The sequence below is a fragment of the Bdellovibrio sp. HCB-162 genome, assembly GCF_047344985.1.
Classification (GTDB): Bacteria; Bdellovibrionota; Bdellovibrionia; order Bdellovibrionales; family Bdellovibrionaceae; genus Bdellovibrio.
Map to the genome: position 1 here is coordinate 3012585 of NZ_CP178861.1, position 19716 is coordinate 3032300.

At 45.4% G+C, this 19716-nt stretch carries 19 protein-coding genes; 4 read left to right on the forward strand and 15 right to left on the reverse strand.

Translation table 11 applies throughout. The features are described from left to right. The first annotated feature begins 30 nt into the window (after positions 1–30). The 3 genes from ACLSSO_RS14595 to hrpB are packed head-to-tail and all read left to right on the forward strand — an operon-like array spanning position 31 to position 3940. Complete coding sequence (locus tag ACLSSO_RS14595; protein ID WP_295904959.1) at positions 31–759, forward strand: HAD family hydrolase; 729 nt, start codon at positions 31–33, stop codon at positions 757–759. Next, the gene (locus ACLSSO_RS14600) at positions 759–1415 is read left to right on the forward strand and encodes an SAM-dependent methyltransferase (protein WP_340592729.1); all 657 of its coding nucleotides are present in this window, start codon (positions 759–761) and stop codon (positions 1413–1415) included. Before ACLSSO_RS14595 ends, ACLSSO_RS14600 begins: the two co-directional genes overlap by 1 nt. Continuing rightward, positions 1415–3940, forward strand: a complete 2526-nt coding sequence (hrpB, locus tag ACLSSO_RS14605; RefSeq protein WP_413943249.1) for an ATP-dependent helicase HrpB — start codon at positions 1415–1417, stop codon at positions 3938–3940. The genes ACLSSO_RS14600 and hrpB overlap by 1 nt, the downstream gene beginning before the upstream one ends. A 2-nt stretch (positions 3941–3942) precedes the next feature. Here the strand turns inward: hrpB and ACLSSO_RS14610 are convergent, their stop codons facing one another. The 4 genes from ACLSSO_RS14610 to rpsD are packed head-to-tail and all read right to left on the reverse strand — an operon-like array spanning position 3943 to position 6338. Continuing rightward, complete coding sequence (locus ACLSSO_RS14610; protein ID WP_295904929.1) at positions 3943–4650, reverse strand: hypothetical protein; 708 nt, start codon at positions 4648–4650, stop codon at positions 3943–3945. Continuing rightward, the gene (locus ACLSSO_RS14615; protein WP_413943250.1) at positions 4650–5459 is read right to left on the reverse strand and encodes a TIGR02147 family protein; all 810 of its coding nucleotides are present in this window, start codon (positions 5457–5459) and stop codon (positions 4650–4652) included. The genes ACLSSO_RS14610 and ACLSSO_RS14615 overlap by 1 nt, the downstream gene beginning before the upstream one ends. Before the next feature lie 34 nt (positions 5460–5493). Continuing rightward, complete coding sequence (locus ACLSSO_RS14620; protein ID WP_295904935.1) at positions 5494–5712, reverse strand: hypothetical protein; 219 nt, start codon at positions 5710–5712, stop codon at positions 5494–5496. After that, positions 5712–6338: a 30S ribosomal protein S4 gene (gene rpsD / locus ACLSSO_RS14625; RefSeq protein WP_413943251.1), complete on the reverse strand. Its 627-nt coding sequence runs from the start codon at positions 6336–6338 to the stop codon at positions 5712–5714. The genes ACLSSO_RS14620 and rpsD overlap by 1 nt, the downstream gene beginning before the upstream one ends. Before the next feature lie 183 nt (positions 6339–6521). On the opposite strand from rpsD, the gene ACLSSO_RS14630 reads away from it, so the two are divergent. Then, entirely contained in the window at positions 6522–6881 is a 360-nt protein-coding gene (locus ACLSSO_RS14630) for a hypothetical protein (protein WP_295904939.1), read from the forward strand. A 361-nt stretch (positions 6882–7242) separates the two neighbouring features. On the opposite strand, the gene ACLSSO_RS14635 is transcribed toward ACLSSO_RS14630, so the two are convergent. The 11 genes from ACLSSO_RS14635 to ACLSSO_RS14685 are packed head-to-tail and all read right to left on the reverse strand — an operon-like array spanning position 7243 to position 19601. After that, positions 7243–7680 (reverse strand): DUF962 domain-containing protein, encoded by a 438-nt coding sequence (locus ACLSSO_RS14635; protein WP_413943252.1) that lies wholly within the window; start codon positions 7678–7680, stop codon positions 7243–7245. A gap of 17 nt (positions 7681–7697) precedes the next feature. Continuing rightward, on the reverse strand, positions 7698–8204 hold the full coding sequence (gene cysE, locus ACLSSO_RS14640; RefSeq protein WP_295904943.1) for a serine O-acetyltransferase: 507 nt from the start codon (positions 8202–8204) through the stop codon (positions 7698–7700). Continuing rightward, positions 8197–9165 (reverse strand): 3'-5' exoribonuclease YhaM family protein, encoded by a 969-nt coding sequence (locus ACLSSO_RS14645; RefSeq protein ID WP_295904954.1) that lies wholly within the window; start codon positions 9163–9165, stop codon positions 8197–8199. Before ACLSSO_RS14645 ends, cysE begins: the two co-directional genes overlap by 8 nt. Continuing rightward, positions 9165–9860 (reverse strand): hypothetical protein, encoded by a 696-nt coding sequence (locus ACLSSO_RS14650; RefSeq protein WP_295904961.1) that lies wholly within the window; start codon positions 9858–9860, stop codon positions 9165–9167. Before ACLSSO_RS14650 ends, ACLSSO_RS14645 begins: the two co-directional genes overlap by 1 nt. Then, entirely contained in the window at positions 9860–11638 is a 1779-nt protein-coding gene (locus tag ACLSSO_RS14655; RefSeq protein ID WP_413943253.1) for a tetratricopeptide repeat protein, read from the reverse strand. Before ACLSSO_RS14655 ends, ACLSSO_RS14650 begins: the two co-directional genes overlap by 1 nt. Positions 11639–11640: 2 nt before the next feature. Continuing rightward, positions 11641–13011 (reverse strand): MlaD family protein, encoded by a 1371-nt coding sequence (locus ACLSSO_RS14660; protein WP_295906141.1) that lies wholly within the window; start codon positions 13009–13011, stop codon positions 11641–11643. Then, positions 13008–13772, reverse strand: a complete 765-nt coding sequence (locus ACLSSO_RS14665) for an ABC transporter ATP-binding protein (RefSeq protein ID WP_295906139.1) — start codon at positions 13770–13772, stop codon at positions 13008–13010. The genes ACLSSO_RS14660 and ACLSSO_RS14665 overlap by 4 nt, the downstream gene beginning before the upstream one ends. After that, positions 13772–14602 carry an MlaE family ABC transporter permease gene (locus ACLSSO_RS14670; protein ID WP_295906137.1) on the reverse strand — a complete coding sequence of 277 codons (831 nt, stop codon included), beginning with the start codon at positions 14600–14602 and terminating at the stop codon, positions 13772–13774. The genes ACLSSO_RS14665 and ACLSSO_RS14670 overlap by 1 nt, the downstream gene beginning before the upstream one ends. Then, the gene (alr, locus tag ACLSSO_RS14675) at positions 14602–15771 is read right to left on the reverse strand and encodes an alanine racemase (RefSeq protein WP_413943254.1); all 1170 of its coding nucleotides are present in this window, start codon (positions 15769–15771) and stop codon (positions 14602–14604) included. The genes ACLSSO_RS14670 and alr overlap by 1 nt, the downstream gene beginning before the upstream one ends. A gap of 26 nt (positions 15772–15797) precedes the next feature. Further along, complete coding sequence (locus ACLSSO_RS14680) at positions 15798–17291, reverse strand: GGDEF domain-containing protein (protein ID WP_413943255.1); 1494 nt, start codon at positions 17289–17291, stop codon at positions 15798–15800. Beyond that, a complete protein-coding gene (locus ACLSSO_RS14685; RefSeq protein ID WP_413943256.1) occupies positions 17292–19601 on the reverse strand; it encodes a sensor histidine kinase in 2310 nt (769 codons plus the stop codon). Positions 19602–19716 lie beyond the last annotated feature (115 nt).

A 19716-nucleotide genomic window follows, 5' to 3' on the forward strand; every position in this document is an offset into this window, starting at 1 on the left:
TGGCTAGATGGCGCTGAGTGCAGGGTGGTTATGTTAAGTCAGATTCTTGTTAATATTCAGGACCTCACAAAACAAGGTAAAAAGAGCCTTGTGGTCTTTGATTTGGACTCCACTCTTTTTGATGTCAGTCCCCGCGTAGAACGAATTCTTCTCGACTTTGCTGCCGCCCCTATCAATCAAAAGCGTTTTCCTGAACAAGTCGCTCTTTTTAATAAAATTAAAACTATGCGCACGGATTGGGGCATCCAAAATGCTTTGCAAAGAGCTGGACTTGATGGCCATCATCCCGAATTTCAAGAAGCCGTTCGCGAGTATTGGCAAAAACATTTTTTCTCAAATCATTATCTGCAATTCGATAACCCTTATGAGGGTGCGATTGAGTTTGTTCAGGCCGTAGATCAAGCGAAAGCTGAAATCGTGTACCTCACAGGCCGCGACGTGGAAAGAATGGGAACAGGGTCTGTTGAGATTTTGCATCAATGGGGATTTCCTCTTCATGAACGTGCGAAACTGGTTTTAAAACCTCATCGCAGTATGGACGATGCCCAATTCAAAACCGATTATTTTGTCGAAGCCGAAAAGAAAGACTACGCCAAAATTTATTTCTTTGAAAACGAACCGGTGAATTTACATCACCTTATGCAGTTCTGCCCTCACGTTGAAATGATTTTCTTTGAAAGCACTCATGCAGGAAAGGCAGAACCACCCGAGGACCTTCCTCGTATTATGAATTTCCTGCTTTCGCAAAAGGAATCCTAATGCTTTATCTGGTTGCGACTCCGATCGGCGACACAACGGAAATCACGTTGCGTGCGTTAGAAATTTTAAAATCCTGCGATGTTGTGATTTGCGAAAGCACGAAAGAGGCTTCAAAACTTTTGCGCGCTCATGGCATCACGGGAAAGACTTACGAAGTTTTAGACGAGCATTCCACGCCTGACGACAAAGCGGCTTTGGTTCCTTTGTGTGCAGAAAAGAATGTAGCTTTAGTGACAGACTGTGGGACCCCGGGTTTTTGTGATCCAGGAGCCGATCTCGTCAGACTGTGCCGTCAGAAAAACGTTCCTGTAAAATCAGCTTTGGGCGCTTCAGCCTTGATGGGACTTCTTTCCTTAAGTGGCCAGCGTTTGGACGAATTTGTCTTCCGCGGATTTTTACCGGCGGAAACCGAATCCCGCGCCAAGGCTTTAAAAGAACTCACCAAAGAAAAACGCGCGATTATTGTGATGGATACTCCCTATCGTTTGAAGAAAACTCTTAACGATATGAAAGAGCATTTCTCGCACAGAAAGTTTTTATTAACTTTAAATCTGTCTCAAGAAGACGAAGCCGTTCTTGAAGGATCTATCGATAAACTCATTTCAGGACTTCGTTTCGATAAAGCGGAGTTCATGCTTCTTATTTATCCTGCGTAATGCCCAATTTGATTTCGCTTCCCATTGATGACTTCACGCCCGCGATTGAGGAGCAACTCAAAAAGGGAACGAATCTTGTTATCACCGCGGCGCCGGGGGCAGGTAAAACCACACGACTTCCACCCGCTCTTTTGAAAGTCACATCAAAAAAAGTAATTGTCCTTGAGCCCCGTCGTATGGCAGCCATTGCGGCAGCCCATCGCATCGCTGAAGAACAAGGCTGGCAGGTCGGTCGCGAGGTCGGTTATCAAGTTCGTTTTGCCAATAAAACTTCGCCTGAAACCCGTCTGATTTTTATGACGGAAGCTTTGCTCGCAAGACAGATGATTCAAGACCCTGAACTTTCCGATGTGGATCTTGTGATCCTGGATGAGTTTCATGAAAGATCCATGCACGTTGACCTGGCCCTGGGACTTTTAAGAGAGCTGCAAGAGCTTGGCAGAGATATTAAAATTCTGGTGATGTCAGCCACCTTGGAAGCAGAAAAAATCGCCGACTACCTTGGCCACTGTCCTGTCGTGAACGTACCCGGAAAATTATTCGAATTGGATGTGCGATATCAAAAAGGTTCCCAGCTTCTTCAAACCTTGCCGTCTTTTTACGAAACTCTTTTGCAAACAACAAAGGAAGCTCAAGCACAAACAGACAAAGATATTTTGATCTTCCTTCCCGGTGTCGGTGAAATTGATCGCGCGCAAAACACATTGCAAAGTTGGGCAGACAGTAAAAATATCGAGATCATGCCACTGCATGGCTCTTTAAATCTGGAAGATCAAAGAAAAGCTCTGCAAAAATCCGCACGCCAAAGAATTATTCTTTCGACCAATATCGCGGAATCCTCTGTAACCTTAGATGGTGTAAACACCGTTATCGATTCGGGTCTTGCAAAAAATATGAAGCAAGATCACCGCACAGGATTTTCTCGCCTGGAACTAGGCCGTATCAGCTTATCAAGTGCGATTCAAAGGGCTGGCCGTGCCGCACGTCAGTTTCCGGGTGTTTGTTATCGCCTGTGGAATAAAATGGATGAGCTGTCATTCAATAAAAGCGATATCGCTGAAATTCAAAGAATTGATCTTACCGAAAGTTTGCTGTTCTTAAGTGCTCAAGGCGTTACAGACTTTGAAGCTTTTAGCTGGTTTGAAAAACCTCCGGCAGTGGCTTTGCAAAATGCTGTGCGTTTCTTAAGAATTGCGGGAGCGGTTAGCAACGAAAATAAAATCACCGATCTTGGCAAAAAGATTCTCTACTTCCCTTTGCCTGTGCGTTTGGCAAAGCTCATGCTTGTGGGAATGGAAATGGGAGCCACCGAACTTGCTTCAGAGATGGCGGCCCTTCTGCAGGAACGAGATATTCTAAGGCGCGAAGCTGTCGCGCACTTTATCGGCGATCAGTTTGAAAACGATCTAGCGGCACGCCTTGAAGTGCTCCATCAGTTCCGTCGCGATAAAAAAGCGCCAAGAGAAGTCTCTTTTTACTCTCTGCAAACCGTAGATCAGTCCGCAAGACAGATCGCTGAGCTTGCAAAAAAACTGGGGCCGCAAACGGCACCTTCCAACGAAGATTCTTTGACCCTTACAAAAAAGATCCTGCTGAAAGCCTATGCCGATCGTCTGTGCCGTCGCCGCGGAAAATCAGAACGCGCTTTGATGGTCGGCGGTCGCGGTGTAAAATTGCAAACTGAAAGCCTTGTAAAAACGTCGGAATTCTTCGTTGCACTCAATGGCGTTGAGGGAAGTTCCGATGCCGAAACAATCGTGAGTCTTGCTTGCGGTTTTGAAAAAGATTTTATTCTGCAAAACTTTAAAGAAAAAATCGAAAAAACCCGCGATGTCACATTCATTGAAGAAAAAGGACAGTTTTTCACCCGCGAATATCGTTCTTTGCATGGGCTTCCTCTGGATGAGCCTGCACTGACTCCAGCTTCGGGCGAAGAAATTGCAGAAAAACTTCCACAGATTTTAAGTGATAAATTTGATCTTGTCTTAAAGACCAACGAGAAGCTCGCTCACTGGTGGACTCGTTTGGAATTTTTAGAGCGCCAAGAACCGCAGAACTTAGATCTCGAATCTCTGAAGCTAGAGGCGCTTACGCAGGCATCATTAGGCGAAAAGAAAATGCAAACGGTGATGGAGAAAGATTTGGTCTTTTTCTTTGAAAACGTTTTTCCAAATGACGTCGTTAAAACTTTAAAAAAAGAAATTCCCGAAAGAATCGAAGTTCCCAGCGGCAGTAAAATTCCTGTGCTCTATCCTTCTGATAAAAATCCTTATCTGGAAGTTCGCATCCAGGAAGTTTTTGGCATGATGGAAACTCCCAAAGTTTATTTTGGAAAGATTCCTGTGACTTTGCATCTTTTGGGACCGAATTTCCGTCCCGTGCAAGTGACCTCAAGCTTAGAAAGTTTTTGGAAAAACGGTTATCCCGAGGTTCGTAAAGAATTGCGAATCAAGTATCCTAAACACCAATGGCCGGAAGACCCCGCTGATGGAATTCCCGAGGCCAAAGGCCGCCGTAGAAATTAGTCTTAATTGCTATTAAAAATACGGCGAGTGATATTTAAATATTCAACGTGGGACATTTTCCCAATGGCATCTGAAAGAATCAAAGCATTGAAATAACGTGCGGGCTCTGAAGTGCCCGTCCACGCTTTGGACTCTGCCAAGTCACGATAAATAATTTCATGCAAGATCGCAGCGGCTTGCTGCTGAGGCTGCATCCACTGCCAATAATCCAAAGCCACCATATAACGACGGTCTTGAGGGAATTTAGGTGTTCGTTGAATGATGAGCTGATGCAATGAACATTGTGGCGGAATAAAACCAATTCCAGTGTCAGGAATATCAAACAACTCCACCTCAGGTAAGAAACGTGCTTCGTTTTTAAACTCCGCCAACCATTCAAAATATTTTTGTGCGCGTACGGGATCTTGCGTCTCGATACGCTGGACCAGTTCCTTGGCAATTTTCAGGCTGAAATCCAAAGACATTTCATCACCATAATTCGGAGCGCCCGTATCTGGCCATTGTGGTTCTTCTAAATTCGGAAAAATCAGCTCAAACTGGTAACGCACTTCTGCTTCATAAGCGTCGTACATAAGATTGCCGCGAGCCGATTGGGGACACACGACGACGTCCCCACCGTTACCGCGCTCTGCCCAGTCATTAGGGTCTGCGCAAACAAGAGCACTCCAAAGCACCAAACCTACTGCCATGACTGAGCTTAATAAACGCACTACGTCCTCACCTTTGTAACCGGAACCAACTGGATGTTTAAATTATAAACTTCGGTAGACCTACCTTCGGTAAGAAGTCTTGTCATCTTTCTTCTGAAGTCGCGGATGATTTTTTTCGCTTCGGGGATTTTTTCAGGGTCTGAAGGAAGGGTTATAGAGGTAATGTCGCGCAGAGCCGGATCATCCTGCATTAAAGACAAAATAGCTTGCTCTAGAATCTGCCGATGCGACTCCCGAAGAATTGGTGAAGGCACATCGTGTGTTGTCGTAATACGACGGCGAGTTCTTTCCCACAATCCGTTTTCGGTCTTTACTAAATTCAATCTTTGCAAACGCTCCAGCGCCGCACGAATGCGAAGTTCTGAGATTCCCAAACGCTCTGCCATCCACGGTTCGTAGGGCCTGAAGTCGTGAGTTCCCATAAGCATCAAAACCGCATAGTTTTCCCAGTCCGCGATCAATGCAAATTCATCTTCGCTCAGTTGATAAGCGTCCGCCCTTTCCTCGGTCAAAATTTTTTGTCTCTCAATCAAACTGAAAAACTTTTTCGACTCGTCTTCAGACATTTTAAGGGAACTGACGATGCGATTTCTTATTTCTTTTCCTGGAAGACGCCTGCCCGAAAGAAGATCAGAAAGACGTCCTGGAGAAAGTCCTAAGTCTCTGGCAAAAGCGCGCATAGAATACTTGGGATTGCGCAAACGGCGCGTCTCAAGAACGTCATGAAGAAAAATAGAAAGTGACGAGTGATTTTCGGCCATATCTATTTTTATTTTTATTAGGCCCGTGCTCCAATGTTTCAGATTCATTTGGGAACACTTTTTCGACTTTTTTTCGAGTGCCTCAATGAACTTTCAGTTCTGAATTTTCGCAAGCGCAGGAGGCTTGTTGTTCTTCTCGGCCTTCAAGGTAAGAAAGAAACGCGGCACTCCGAAAAGCCAGATCGTACAAAGTATCCACGTCGATCACAAACTTTTCGTCGCCGAGTTTTAAAGCCACCCAATCTGTCGTCACTTCTTCGAAAGCAATTTGCTCTGCTTCGATGAACTTAGAAGTTTTCATTAGCCCCTCATTGAGTAGTAACCGATAACAAGTCCCGGTTCGAAGGCAAACGGCACGGCTTCTAAATTCGGCTCATCCGTTAAACGACCTTCTTCTTTACCGCTGATTTCTTCTTTCGTCATGAACGTCGGCAGAGGAAGGCGCGGAGTTTGTTTGGCCTGCATGTAGACTTGGTTTTCGTAGGCTTCCGGTTTTAAAGTGATCTTGTCACCGACGCGAATAATCTGCGATGCGATGTTCACTTTCTTTCCGTTCACCAAAACTTTTCCATGCGACACCAATTGTTTTGCAGCGGGAATACTCGTAGCAAATCCCAAGCGAAACACAACATTGTCCAAACGTTTTTCCAAAAGGTTCACTAAAGCTTCCACCCAGTTTGTTGCAGCGGATTTTTTTGCTTTCACAATCATGCGGCGAAACTGTTCTTCGCGAATTCCATAGTGGAAGCGAAGTTTTTGTTTCTCTTCCAGTTGCAATGCGAATTCAGAATACTTACGGCGCTGTAAGCCATGCTGCCCCGGTGGATAAGGACGTCTTTCCAACGCACCCGCTTTTCCCATACCGGGAAGTTCCGTGAGAAGTCGTCTTTGTCTTTTAAATCGCGCTGTCTTACCTTTTCTTTTCATAAATCCGATCCTTCAAATGTCGTTAGACGATTTAAAAGCCTCTTGAAAGAAAGAACAGAATTTCCTGATTTTTTCGGTGAAATGAAAGTATGAAGAAAACCGAATGAAAGGAAGATGAGAGTGAAAACAAGTTGAAAGTCATAGAGAGCTTTGTTAGAACCCGCCCCAACAAAGGAAATGACGATGAAAACATTTGTTGCACTTGCCACTGTTCTTTTCGGTTTCAAAGCGATGGCGGCTTCTGAAGTTCTTCTTAACTGCAAAAATATCGATCAAGACGATATCACTTCCGCGATTGTTCGCACTTACGAAGACCCTGCAAAAAAATTCTCTTTAGAGTTGGTTTTGACTTCTCCAAAAGGTGAAGTTCAATCTCTTGAAATTGATTCTGAAGATTACAATGAAGGTTGGATTGCTTTGCCTACTGATGATACGGCAGAACGCTATTTGACTCGCCAACAAGAAGGCTGGGAAATCTTCGGAACTATCGGACAAGTGAACTTCACGGCCGAAGCTCAATGTGAAGAGGCGCCGTTATACTAGATTGACAATCGAACGAAGTGAAAAAAATTAGGACGCGATAAAATGAGTTTTATCAAGGCGGGAGGAGGATGGCGTACTTCGAGTACGTCGACGACGACCAACGAAGAGAAAACTCATTTTACCGCGTCCGGGTCTTACCAGCTCGGTAGACGGCGACGGCGGTTGCGCTTGCGAACGGGAGCAGTTGTTCCTGTGCTCTCTTGATGTGTGTTCGTTGTTGGAGCCGTCGGGACTGTTTCTGTCTGCTTCATAGCCGAACTCCTTTCGTGCTAGATTAAGAACTCCAGCTATTCTCTCAGAGAAGCAGGGCAGCAAGCGACGGTTTTAATATTAGTATTGAGTTATGAAAACGGGTTGAGAATCAAAATCGGCCTTTAAATAGGAACTTTACGACCCACAAGGGCCCTACGAGCAAATACTGTAAGTCTTTGAAAAATGAAGGCTTTTTACCTTCGACCTTGTGCCCATAAAATTGTCCAAGCCAAGCCAAAACAAATATAATGATGAGCGGAAGCAGCGGATCTGTCACCTGGCGGAGTGCGTAAAAAAGGACATAACAGATCGCTAATTGTGCCAACATCACGACGAAAGGCTTGGGTCCCAAAGTAAAATACCATCCTAAAGCGATCGCGATCAGAATTTCACCGACACGCAAAGGTCCCAAACTGTACGGAATTAAAATCAAAAGACCGACGATAGAAAAGAAAATCAAAGGCACGCAAACCTTATGAATCCACTGATTCGTGGGATGCTGGTGGCTTTCACCATACTCTGCAAACCATTGCTCCAGTGTTTTCATTATCACCTCGCGTGTTTTTATTTTTGCACGGCTAACGGTCCCACCATCGTCGCACCTGGTGGCACATCTCTGACAACAACGGCGTTAGCACCAATCATCGCTCCGTCGCCAACTGTGATCGGACCTAAAACTTTCGCACCCGTTCCAATCAAGACTTTATTGCCTACAGTGGGATGACGTTTCACCGGATCAAATTTGAGTCCGCCCAACGTCACACCGTGAAAGATAATGCAATCATCACCGATGACCGCTGTTTCACCGATCACCACCCCCATGCCGTGATCAATCACCAGGCGTTTTCCCACCGTGGCGCCTGGGTGAAGTTCAATCCCCGTGAGCAAACGAGAGATTTCAGCCACCAGTCGCGCTAAGAAATACCAATGATTTTTATAAAGAGCATGCGCGATTCTATGACAGAACAAAGCCTTCGGTCCCGGATACAAAATGGCGATCTCGATTAAAGATTTCGCCGCAGGGTCATAGTTTTTATAAGTGCGCAGAAGTTCCAGGATACGATCAATCATTGAGTTTCTCATTTAGGTCTTCAAGCAGGAAGTACCGATCAAAAAGTTCATTGTAGCGAGACCACTTTTCGCCCGAACCACGCTCGGCATCGACAATCGTTTTTAGTGTGCTCACTTTGCTGTCGAAATCATCCACCATGGCAACAACCATGGCTTCCAGGAATTTAGGTCTCTTCGGAGAACCATATTCCAACTTTCCATGATGACTTAGGATAATATGCTTACAGATGTCACGCAGTTCTTCGTTAAATCCTAAAATGCGAGATGCCTTTTTATCTATCAATTCACAGGCAATCTGCATGTGACCGATCAAACGACCGCGATCCGTGTAAGAGATGCCATTATCGTAAGAAAGCTCCCACAGTTTTCCGATATCGTGAAAAATCCCGCCAAAGAGTAACAGATCGCGATTCAAAAATGGATAATGTGTACCCATGAAATCCATGATCTTGGAAATAGAAAGAATATGTTCCAGCAATCCACCAAGCCATGCATGGTGAATGGATTTTGCCGCCGGAGCCTTGAGCATCATCGGACGAATTTCTGGATCTTCCAAAGTATCGAGAACAAGCTGGCGCAGATGATCGTTTTTCATTGTGCGCACCAGTTGCAGCAACTCGACCATCATGTCTTCGGTGTTCTTAGAAGCCTTCGGAATAAAATCTTCAAAATTCACTGTCGCAGAATCTACGCGTTCCAGACGATGTACGATCAATTGTTTGCGATTCTGGAAAATTTGCACCTGGCCTTTGATTTTTAAAACGTCGCCAACTTCAAATTCGCGGGCAAGTTCGTCCACGCGATCCCAAAGACGCGCATCAATGCTTCCAGAAGAATCTCCCAGTTGCAGACCCATGAAGGGGCGACCATTTTTACCAACCCCCACTGTTTTTTCTTTCACGAGGTAACAAGAATCAACAGTGTCTTTGTCTTTAAGACTGTGAATACTTTGTCTTTCCATTAGGGCACCTCACAAAAAAGCGGCGTGTACTGAGAGTTTTTAAATGTCACTTGCGCAACGTGAATGTCACTACCTTGTTGAGCTGAAAATAAAAACGTCCCACCCAAAACACTTAAGTAGCGCTCTTGGGTGGTGTTGACTTTCAAACCTTCACCTTTCATTTCTTTCATGAAACGATCGGTGATATCAAAAAATTGATTGCAACCTGCTCCGAAGATTTTTTGCTCAATTCTTCTTTTGCGAGTGCCGCTGACGAACAAAACTTTTTTCGCAGTGGCTTTTTCAAAGGCCGGAAATTCAAAACCGACGTAGAAAGAGCCTCTTTGTCCCGTGATAAAGCGAGAAAGATCAATCGTGCCGCCACCTTTTGGCAGAAGAATCTTAACGGCTTCACCTTCAACAATGCCGGGATTTTTTTGTACCAAAAATACTGTGACTTCAGAGAATAATAAATTCTTCGTTGAGGAGTGTTCTCCTCCGGCCGGAGCGCCGTGCTCCCCGCCTGCCGAAGGAGCGGCCTCTTCGTGCCCACCTGCGGACTTAAATTCAAGGGCGTCCCAAGCCTTCGCTGGGATTTTGATATCTTCTGCTAAGTCTTCGAATTTGATTTCTTGGTATTCTTCGACGTGATATCCAGGACTTCCCGTGCAGCCAACTAAGACCAAGAGCAAAAGGCTTATAGGCAACAAGTTCATCACTCGTACTCCAGTTGATCCCTCAACTCTAATAACGGTAAGAAGTTAGGTTCCGATTGCAGACCCGCGCGAACATAGTCGTACGCTTTCGTGCGATCGTTATTACGCATTACCACCCAAGCCAATCCATACAGAGCGACGGCGTTCTTTGGATCTTGATTGTAAACTTGCGTATAGGCATTTTGAGCGCAACTGATATCTTGGGTATTAATACAGATATCGCCCAACAAAAGGTTCTTTACGGACAAGGTTTGCAGCTCTGGCATTTTCAAAATTGTCGTGGCTTCCGGAAGACGACCTATTTTTGCTAAATAACTTGCCTGAGTTGCCAGCACATAAGGATCTTTCGGAGCTTCTGCCAAAGCTTCTTGCAAAAGTTTAGCGGCATCAGAGTCACGATTGACTTCCATTAAGCACACGGCACGCAAAGCTTTTAGTTCCGGATGCGGATTTTGTTTTTGATAAACTTCCGCGCAGTATTTCTCTAGATAATCCCACTGAGTGAAACGCCACTCCACATGTAAAGGATGCGTGTAGTTGCGCGCCTGTCCCGGCATTTGATTAAGAAATTGGACTACCGATTGATTCACACCATCGACATCGCCCAAAATACTTTGCGCATAAACCACAAACAACAAGAGTTCCTGGCGCAAATAACCTGTTTTTTGAACGTTGGCTTTAATATCGCGAATCAAAGATTGCAAAGCATTGGAGTCTGAATTCGCTTTTGCGTATTCAACAGTTGAAAGAGCGCGACCAAAAAGAGCCAAAACAGATTGCGGATTTTTGCGATAAATCGCATCGAAATCACGCATGGCCTCGCCATAATTTCCTTTTTTCTGCTGGATGATCGCAAGGTTCAACAACGCCGAAACGTTGAAGGGCTCATGTCCGATCGCTTTTTGCAAAGTATCTTCGGCTTGTTTTAAATCCCCGTCCATCATGTAAGAAACGGCGATGCCCAGATAAGCATCTACGATCTCCGCACGACTGCGACCTTCCTGGACAAGGGCACGCTCCAAAATTCTTCGTCCCATCAAGCTTTGACGGTCTTCGGAAATAAGTACGGATGCCATTTGCACTTGAGATTCCGCATCGGGTTCTTTAAGTTTTGTGGCCTTGAGATAAGCCTGCAAAGACTTCTCGTAAAGCCCCAAAGTTTTATAGCGAATCGCCTGATTCATGAGTTCGTCATAACCCATGCTTTTCTTTTTATCTTTTTGCGAAAGTCCAAAGATCACAACACCGGCTACCGCAATGGCCGCTACAATCATGCTCCAACGAAGAACGTTGGATTTCTGACGAAGCTTTCCTTGAAGACGCGTATCTCCTGTTGCTCCGTAACTTTTTGCAGCTGCCGGTGCAGCTACAGAACGAGTGCTTACAGGTTCCGCCACTGGCGTTACGTCTTTCATCGCATCACGTTGCACTGGCGGTGGAGTCAGATCCAAATTCGGAGGCACTGGTGTTGGCGTTAAATCATCCGTCATATGAATAACATCAGTGCGCGTGATCGCCGTGTGTTGGGCGATCGACTGAGTCATTGTCTGTTCAGAATGAGAATCTTGTTCTTCGCGGATGTTTTTAACGATATCCATGAAAAGTTTGTTTTCGCGGATATAACTCCAGCGGCCTTCCGGCTGACGAACTTCATCGATGATCGAGATTTGTTTTGTACGAAGATGTTCCGTGACTTCAGCTAACGTAAACGGACCGAGAATCCTTGTTGAGGATTTAACCAACCAATTTTTCTCGGTGCTGCTTACATCCGCTGTCATACTTAGAATGGTGCCTTCGTTAAGAGAAGTTTAAGATCGTCGTTCGTAAGGAAAAGTCCCGCGCCCAAATAACCGGATCTTGCATTCGCTTTATCGAAGGCATCATTAATACCGCCGGTAATGTAAATACCGCGATACAAAGTATAAGAAAGAGAGCTTCGGACATTTGTTTTACTAAAGTCGAAAGCTTCCATCGTGAATTTCAATTTGCGACGGAAGAAGAAGTAATCAATACCAAATCCACCGGAATTCTCGATCAAACCACCCTTCAGTGTCAGATCCCAGAAGTTCTTCGCAAAGAGCACTGTGAATTTGATTTTGTTCTGATAAGTTTTAACTTCCGTATAATCAGAAGGAGCACCGCCGCCCGTTCCTGTCACCTGTGTGCGAGTCGTTTCAACCACACCGGCCGGATCATCCACCACAGCGATATAGTAATAACGATCTAGACCCGGTTGGATTTGCACTCCGATATAAGATTTCGTTTTACCAACATCACCTAAGTATTCCGCTCTGAAATCAAATGCGGTTTGGATTCTTGTCGCGGTATCAAGCATTCCGCTAAGGCCGTCAATGGCTGAAGACACGTTTTCGGCCGTTTGCTCATCGCTGACAAGCTTACCGATAGCGCCTTCACCTTTATTGATTTTAGAGGTGATCTCGTCCAGGTTTTTAACTGAATTCGACAAGCGCTTCCAAGTTTCTTTCAAACCTGTTTCGCTCTTATCATTCATAACTTCTTTAAGAGATGTCGTGATGCTGTGAACGTCGTCAACGATGTCACCGATTTTATCTTTGTTCTCGGTTGTCATCTGGGCCAGATCGCCCGTGAGTGTTTCGATATTCTTAACGATACGACCTAAGATATGTTTACGGGTTCCATCTTCGGAAGTCGCCTCTTGAAGATTTTTGGCAACTTCTTTCAGTGATGTCGTCACTTCGGAAACTTGAGTCATCAAGTTATCCAGAGACCCGCCGTCTTTCACAGTTAAGATCTGCGCGTTGTCTTCTAAAGGAGGATCTGTTGGTGAGCCCGGATAAACTTCGACGTGCTTGTCACCCAAGATCCCCTGTGCTTTCACTTCCACCGACGCTGATGTAGTTAGAGCCACATCGGATTTAACAGTGATATCAATACGGGCTTTGCCATCTTGAAGTGTGATGTTTTTAATCACACCGACTGGGATACCTGCGGAACGAACTGCGGAGTTTTTAACAAGACCACCGGCATTGGGAAGAAGAAACCAGGCTTTTTTTGAACGACCAAGATAGGATGGATCATCGCTCACTCGCATGGACATGATAGCGATCAAAGATCCCACCACGATCACTAAGACACCTACTTTAAACTCTGCAGCGCGAAGCCAATTCATTGATGTTTCATCCCTTTATTCACGAATTTCTTTACCAGCTCGATGTCCGTGTTAAAGAAATCCTCTGGAGTACCAAATAATAGAACCCGGCCACTATCCAACATCGCAATATGGTCGGCAATCCTAAACGCGGCGGCTAAGTCATGGGACACCATGATAGACGTCGTGCCTTCTCTTAATTTATGCGTACTCAGAATCAAATTATCCACCATTTCCGTCAGAATGGGATCTAAACCCGTGGTCGGCTCATCATAGATCAAGATTTCTGGATCTAGGGCGAGAGCTCGAGCTAGACCGGTTCTCTTCTGCATTCCCCCGGAAATCTGGCTTGGTAGTTTGTTAAAATGTTTGGCCTCCAAACCGACTTGCAGAAGTTTTTCTTCCGCTATACGAAGGACCTGTGCCTCTTTCAAATCACGACGATGTTCAAAAAGAGGAAAACAAACATTTTCTAGAACCGTCATATCGTCAAACAACGCTGCCGATTGAAAAAGCACTCCGAAGTTGCAGCGAAATTTGGTCAGTTCGTCTTCAGACAATTTACTGATGTCCGTTCCTAAAACTTCCACCGTGCCTGAAGTCGGCTTGAAAAGACCGAGCAAGTGTTTCAGCATCACGCTTTTTCCCGTCCCGGAAAAACCAATGATCGCCGTCAAACTTCCTTTGGGAATTTCCAAGTTGATCCCCTTAAGGATGAACTCTTTTCCCCCATCGAAAGATTTTTTCACGTCACGAAGTGAGACTGCGGATTCAACACTCATCACGAAATTCCCATCACGTTGTAGTAGAAACGAATCAAGTTGGTTACGAAGTAATCAAGAATAATGATGCCGACCATGCTTTGCACGACGCCTTGGTTTGTGGCATCACCCACACCTTTTGCTCCGCCCGTCGTATTAAAACCACGGAAAGTGCAAATCACCGCGAAGTAAATTCCAAAGACCATGCCTTTGAAAAGACCTTCGTTGATGTGTTTGACCTCGATAAAATCCGCGATCTTTTGCCAGAATACGGCTTCATCCAACTGCACGAGTTTCACGCAAAGGAAGTAACTTCCCAGCATCGCGACGAAATCAAAAACGGCGACCAGCAAAGGCATGCAAATCACAGCGGCCACAATACGTGGAGAGATCAAATACTGTTTTGTATTCACACCCATCACGTCAAGCGCATCGATTTGTTCATTTACGCGCATGGTTCCCAAACGTGCCGCCATTGCTCCACCTGCGCGTGCAGCAACAATAAGACCTGTCAAAACCGGGCCCAATTCACGTGTGATACCCAGAGCCACTGTAGGGCCCACCATGTTCACAGCATTGAAAAGTTTAAAGCCCAAATAAAGTTGGAACGATAGAGCCAACCCAGTGAAAATTCCTGTCAGACAAATAATACCGATGGATTGATTGCCGACGAATTCCATATGACGAATGATTTCAGGAAAGCGTGAAGGCTTTGCGAAAATCAAACGCACACTTTCGTTAAAAAATAAAACCACGCGCCCAGTTTCAGTGATCACACCGCGGGTCATTTTCAAGGCAAAGGCGCCGACTCCCGAAATAAAGCTGAATATATTGTGTGATGCAGTTTCCACTACGCCTTCTCCCCGGTATAAATACGCGGCACTCTTTCACCGACACTTGTGAGCATTTCCCAAGTGATGGTTTTTGCCTGTTGAGCGAGCTCTTCAGGTGAAAGAAAATTTCCATCGGACCCAAAACCAAATAGTGTGACTTCCTGGTCTTTAAAATCTTTGAGATCTTTTCCCTGCACCACATCTGTCACATCCAACATCAGATAGTCCATACAAATATTTCCAACCACTGGTACGCGTTGCCCTGCAAAGAGCACATGTCCTTGATTAGAAAGAATTCGATGATATCCATCTGCATAACCAATAGGTACAACGGCAATCACAGAGTCTCTTTGCGCTTTCCATGTTCCACTGTAGGAAACAGTTTCTCCGGCTTTGATTTGACGGTATGTTCCCACTTGCGATTTCAAACTCATCACAGGTTTTAAATCACAGATGTTTTTGTCCGCTAATGGATTATAGCCATAAATCATCAGGCCCGGTCGCATTCCCCACTCTTGCAATACCAAAGGATGGTTCTGCGGAAGTCCTTTTTTTTGTAAAGCAAGCAAACTCAGAATTCCGGCGCTGTTGAGGGAATGACTGAAGATATTGAACGGTTTAAAAACTTCGCTCACGTGATGAAGCTTATGAAGTTGTTCAGCACTGTGCCCGTTTTCAGAAACGGCGTCTTCACCATTAAACAAATGAGTCACAAGAGCTTTCAAACGTATTTTTTTATTTTGCCACAAACGCTCAAAAAGTTTTTGCGCTTCTTCTGGACGGAACCCCAAACGATTCATGCCCGTATCAAATTTTAAATGAATACCCACAGGTGAAGCTGCAACAGCTTCAAGGTGCTCGATATGTTCCCAAGTGCTCACCACCGGCGTCATACCGTATTGAATAATTTTTTCTGCACCTTCGCGATCAAAGCCGCGGAAGATTAAGATCTCGGCCTTCACTCCGGAATCACGAAGCAAAAGACCTTCTTCGATCAAACACACGCCCAGGTGTTTGATTCCTTTTTTTTCCAGAAAAAGTGCCAATTGCGCGTCACCATGCCCGTAGGCATTGGCCTTCACCATAGGACAAAGGAATCTATTCGGAAATGCTTCCTGCAGCACACGAATATTGTGTGCTAAATGATCTAAATTAATTTCCGCAAAAGTGCGACGGTACATTTCCATTAAAATCTAATTTCCCGTTCTGCTGTCTACTCCGCAGGAACTTCAAACTCAGGTCGGTGAGTTTCAGGTGCCTTATAGAGACAGATTTTATTTCCACCTTTATCAGTGATGTGCAACAACGCTTTGGTCGCCGACTCATCCAACGTCTTCGCTGAGTCGCAAAGAGACGGATATTCACTGATTCCCAGACTGACAGAAACCTTCATTCCATTATCCATAAACGACGTGCCTTCGATAATTCGGCGCAGGCGTTCTGCACGTAAGGCAGCGCCTTTTTTCGGACAGTGAGGCAAGATCATCGCCATTTCATTGGCCGCCGTTCTGCAAGTCACATCGTTGGTTCTGCTAGTCTTAGTGATGATCGTTGCGACTGATTTTAGCAACTCATCTTTCACCGCTTCGCCTAAAGACGACTCAATCTCATAAATATCGTCCAGGGCCACTTTCACAACCGAGATCGGTTGCTTCAAGCGACGTGCGCGCGACACTTCATCACCCAAGACTTTGTGATAGTAATTGCGATTGAAAAGCTCAGTGACGAAGTCTTGCACTTCCAACGAGTCTACTTTTTTCTCCAAAGCAAAATTCACGTAACAAAGGGACATCAAAGTGAATTCTTCATTGAGAGTGGCAATCTCACCCGAGGTTAAACTGCCCGAGTAAACAAAGAGACCTTCCAAAGCATTATGCGCATACAAGGGCAAAGCTTTCGGAGGATTGAATTTGAAAGCCTCAATAAGCATATCTGAGAAACGCACCGGCAAAAGACCCATCGCCATTTGCGCGCTGAGATCTTTCATGTCGTTCGACTCAAGCTGAACACCGACACCTTGAATATCAGATGCTGGAATTCCTTGCGCATGGGTCGCCACAAAGGAGCGCACCGAAGGAAGGAATTTAAAATATACGCAAAGTGTGCCTGCTTGAAGATGATTCAAATATTTTTGAATCAGGTCTTCTTTGCTTTGAGCGGTACGATACTCCGTGATTCGCATCGCGATGGATGGAGTCACGACTTTTTCCGCTTCCACTTTCTTCATGCTTGTCACAGCAGCTGAATGAATCTCTTCCATTTTTTCTTTTGTGGAATTGAGATCCTCAAAAAGCTGCTCATTTTGATAAGTCAGATAAATTTTTTCGCAGGCACGATCGACGGACCAAACAATGCGCGACTCTAGGGCCGCTTTTTCGTCAGAAATCACATCCACAAAACCGTGGCTGTTGTATTGAGCTAAAATATCAAACTGACCCACAGAAGAAATCGCGATGAAGCGAATCTCATCATTGATTTCTCGAACCAGAGTTACAAAGTCACTTAACGATCCGGCCAACGCCGCCGTTGAGAATACCAAAAGATGCGGAGGATTCTCACGCAGTCTTTGATCTAAAGTTTCGGGATCTTGAAAGTAATAAGCATCATAGCCGGCTTGCGAAAGGTATACTTTCGCAGAGGCCCCCAGATCCACGTCTGTGGTGAATACATAAACTGTAAACTGAGAACTATAATCGCGAATGTTCAATTAAATCCTCTTTCCAGGTCGACGAATCTCAACGTGATAACCATCTAGCTTCGAAGTTTTTTGTTTTGCGGGTCCTTTGGGTGGAGCAACGAAATTGACCGGAGTTAATTCGTCGTCCATCGTCGCAAGTTCTTCACCTGTAGGAGTTCCTAAATTTGCGGCCGCAGCAACCACTGGCGCAACTGTCACTTCCTCAACAACAGGGGTTTCTACAACTTGAACAGCCGGAGCGGCTTTGGCTTTCGGAGTTTCTCCTAAGAAACCATCAATGAACGTCAATTCATCATCGTTAAACAGGCTTACAGGCTCTGATTTTTTTGCCGGAGCTGTAGGCGCCTGCGCCAGTGACGGTGGCGCATTCGGTGGTGGTGGAATATTTGGTTTCACAGGTTCCGCGGGAGCTTCCACAACAGGAGTTGAAGCCACTACGGTCGGCATTTCCGTTTCAGGCTCTGAAGTTTCAACCGCATCGTGAACGGGCGTTGCTTCCGGAAGTTCTAAAAGATTGTCGATGTTCACATCCAATGGCGATGGAGGCGGTGTTTGTGCGCGCACTTCGGCAAACTGGAATTCCGCCTCTTCGCGATGAACAGATTCTTCTTTCAACTGAGGCAACTCTGGAGAAATCATGACTACTTCTTCCTTTACTTCAGGCGCTTTCAACACAGCTTGTGTTTGCAGTTTTCTAAAGAGCACAATCATCTTCGTTCCTTGACCGCGCTGTGATTCCACACGAACTTCGGCATTGTGTTCTTTTAAAATTCCAAACGCCACGGAAAGACCTAAGCCCATGTGATTATGGAAAGAACGAGTCGTAAAGAAAGGATCAAAGATTTTTTCTACGTTCGCGGCTTCAATGCCCTCACCGGAATCTTCAATCACCATGTGAATGCCTTCAGCATCTTCAAACAAATCCACTTTCACTTCTTTTTTCGCCATGCGCTCCATGGCTTCCACAGAATTTTGCAGAATGTTTGTCATGGCACGAATTATTGCATCGACGTGAAGATCAATCGCTGAAGTGTCTTGAATGTTTTTCGTAAGCTTCACGCCTTTTTGAGCGAAGAGTGGCTCCAGACCTTTCAGCGCTTTTACCAAAGGACCTTCCACTTTCATGGAATTCTTTTCTTTCACTTCTTCGCCGGCGTAGCCCAAAAGTTTATCTAGAATTCCGCGGGCAGCTCTGGTTTCGCGAATGATAGAATCCGTGCTTTGCGTGACGTCTTCACCTGGTTCTTTGGCAAGAATCATTTGCGAATAACCAAGAATTGAAGCCAAAGGTCCGCGCATTTCATGGGCAAGAGCTGAAGCCACGCGCATCGAAGCTTCGACTTTTTCTTTTTGCGCCACTTCAGGATCCAGAGCGATCACTTTTTCTGAAACGGCTGGAGCCGCTGGTTTTGCCTTGGCTTCTGCAAGTTCTGTTTCAAGTTTATCGATTTGTTTTTCGGTAGGAACGATGATGAGCAAAGAGCCTGCGATTCCGACAAGAGCCAACCCACAACCCATCAACAAAAATTGCCACCAAAGACCTGTGCGGCCTTTCATGGTTTCACTCAAAGGTGCCGAGCTTAGGACTAACAAATTACTTTGCGGAACCATTTCATACATTCCGTAAAGATCGCCGCTTTTCAGTTTGTAAGTGTTGCTTCCGTGCGAAGAACCACTTTGCTGGGCATCTTTGAAAACAGGATCATCACGCATCACCGTCCCCAAGTATTCAGGCACGGAGTGGCCGACCGTCAGACCTGTTGATGTCACGATCGAAAAAGAACTCAACGCGCCTCTTTGCGCATCAATCAATGATTGAAATACTTCACCCGAACCGATGAGCGCGTAAGCTTTGTTTCCCTCTAAGAAAACCAAAGCCACATAGCGACCGTGTTGAGAATCTTGAAAAGGTTTTACATAAAAACGCAAATCAGAAGTGCGCCCCGCGATGGAACCCACTGCGGATTTCACGAACTCTTTTGTCCAATTGGCTGCTTTAGAATTTTCTTTAGTTAATAAAACTTGCGGTTCAAGATTTGAACCACTCACGGAAAAAGACGCCGCCGCATAGTAAGGCGCCAATGAATTCCAATTCAATTTTCCTTTTTGGAAATTATCCGCGCTGAAAGTAGAAACAACTCTTTGCAAAGATTTAAGTTCCGTTGCTAAAGAGCGGTTCATGGCACCAAGCTGAGTGCGCGTTTGCGCCTCCACCCAACTCATTCGGTCGCCATACACAAAGCTGTCTGTGCGCCATAAAACTGCGCCAATAAATACGGCTGCAACGGCAACTAAAACGGCGATGAGTTTTACTTTCATTAAACAAGTCCCTCCGTGAACTGCTTCAGCCTCCGCGCCCTGCGCTCCGGCTCTGCCGGCATCCGCCGAACCCCATTGATATTATTGTAGTTTTAGAAAGTGATAAGATGCAAGT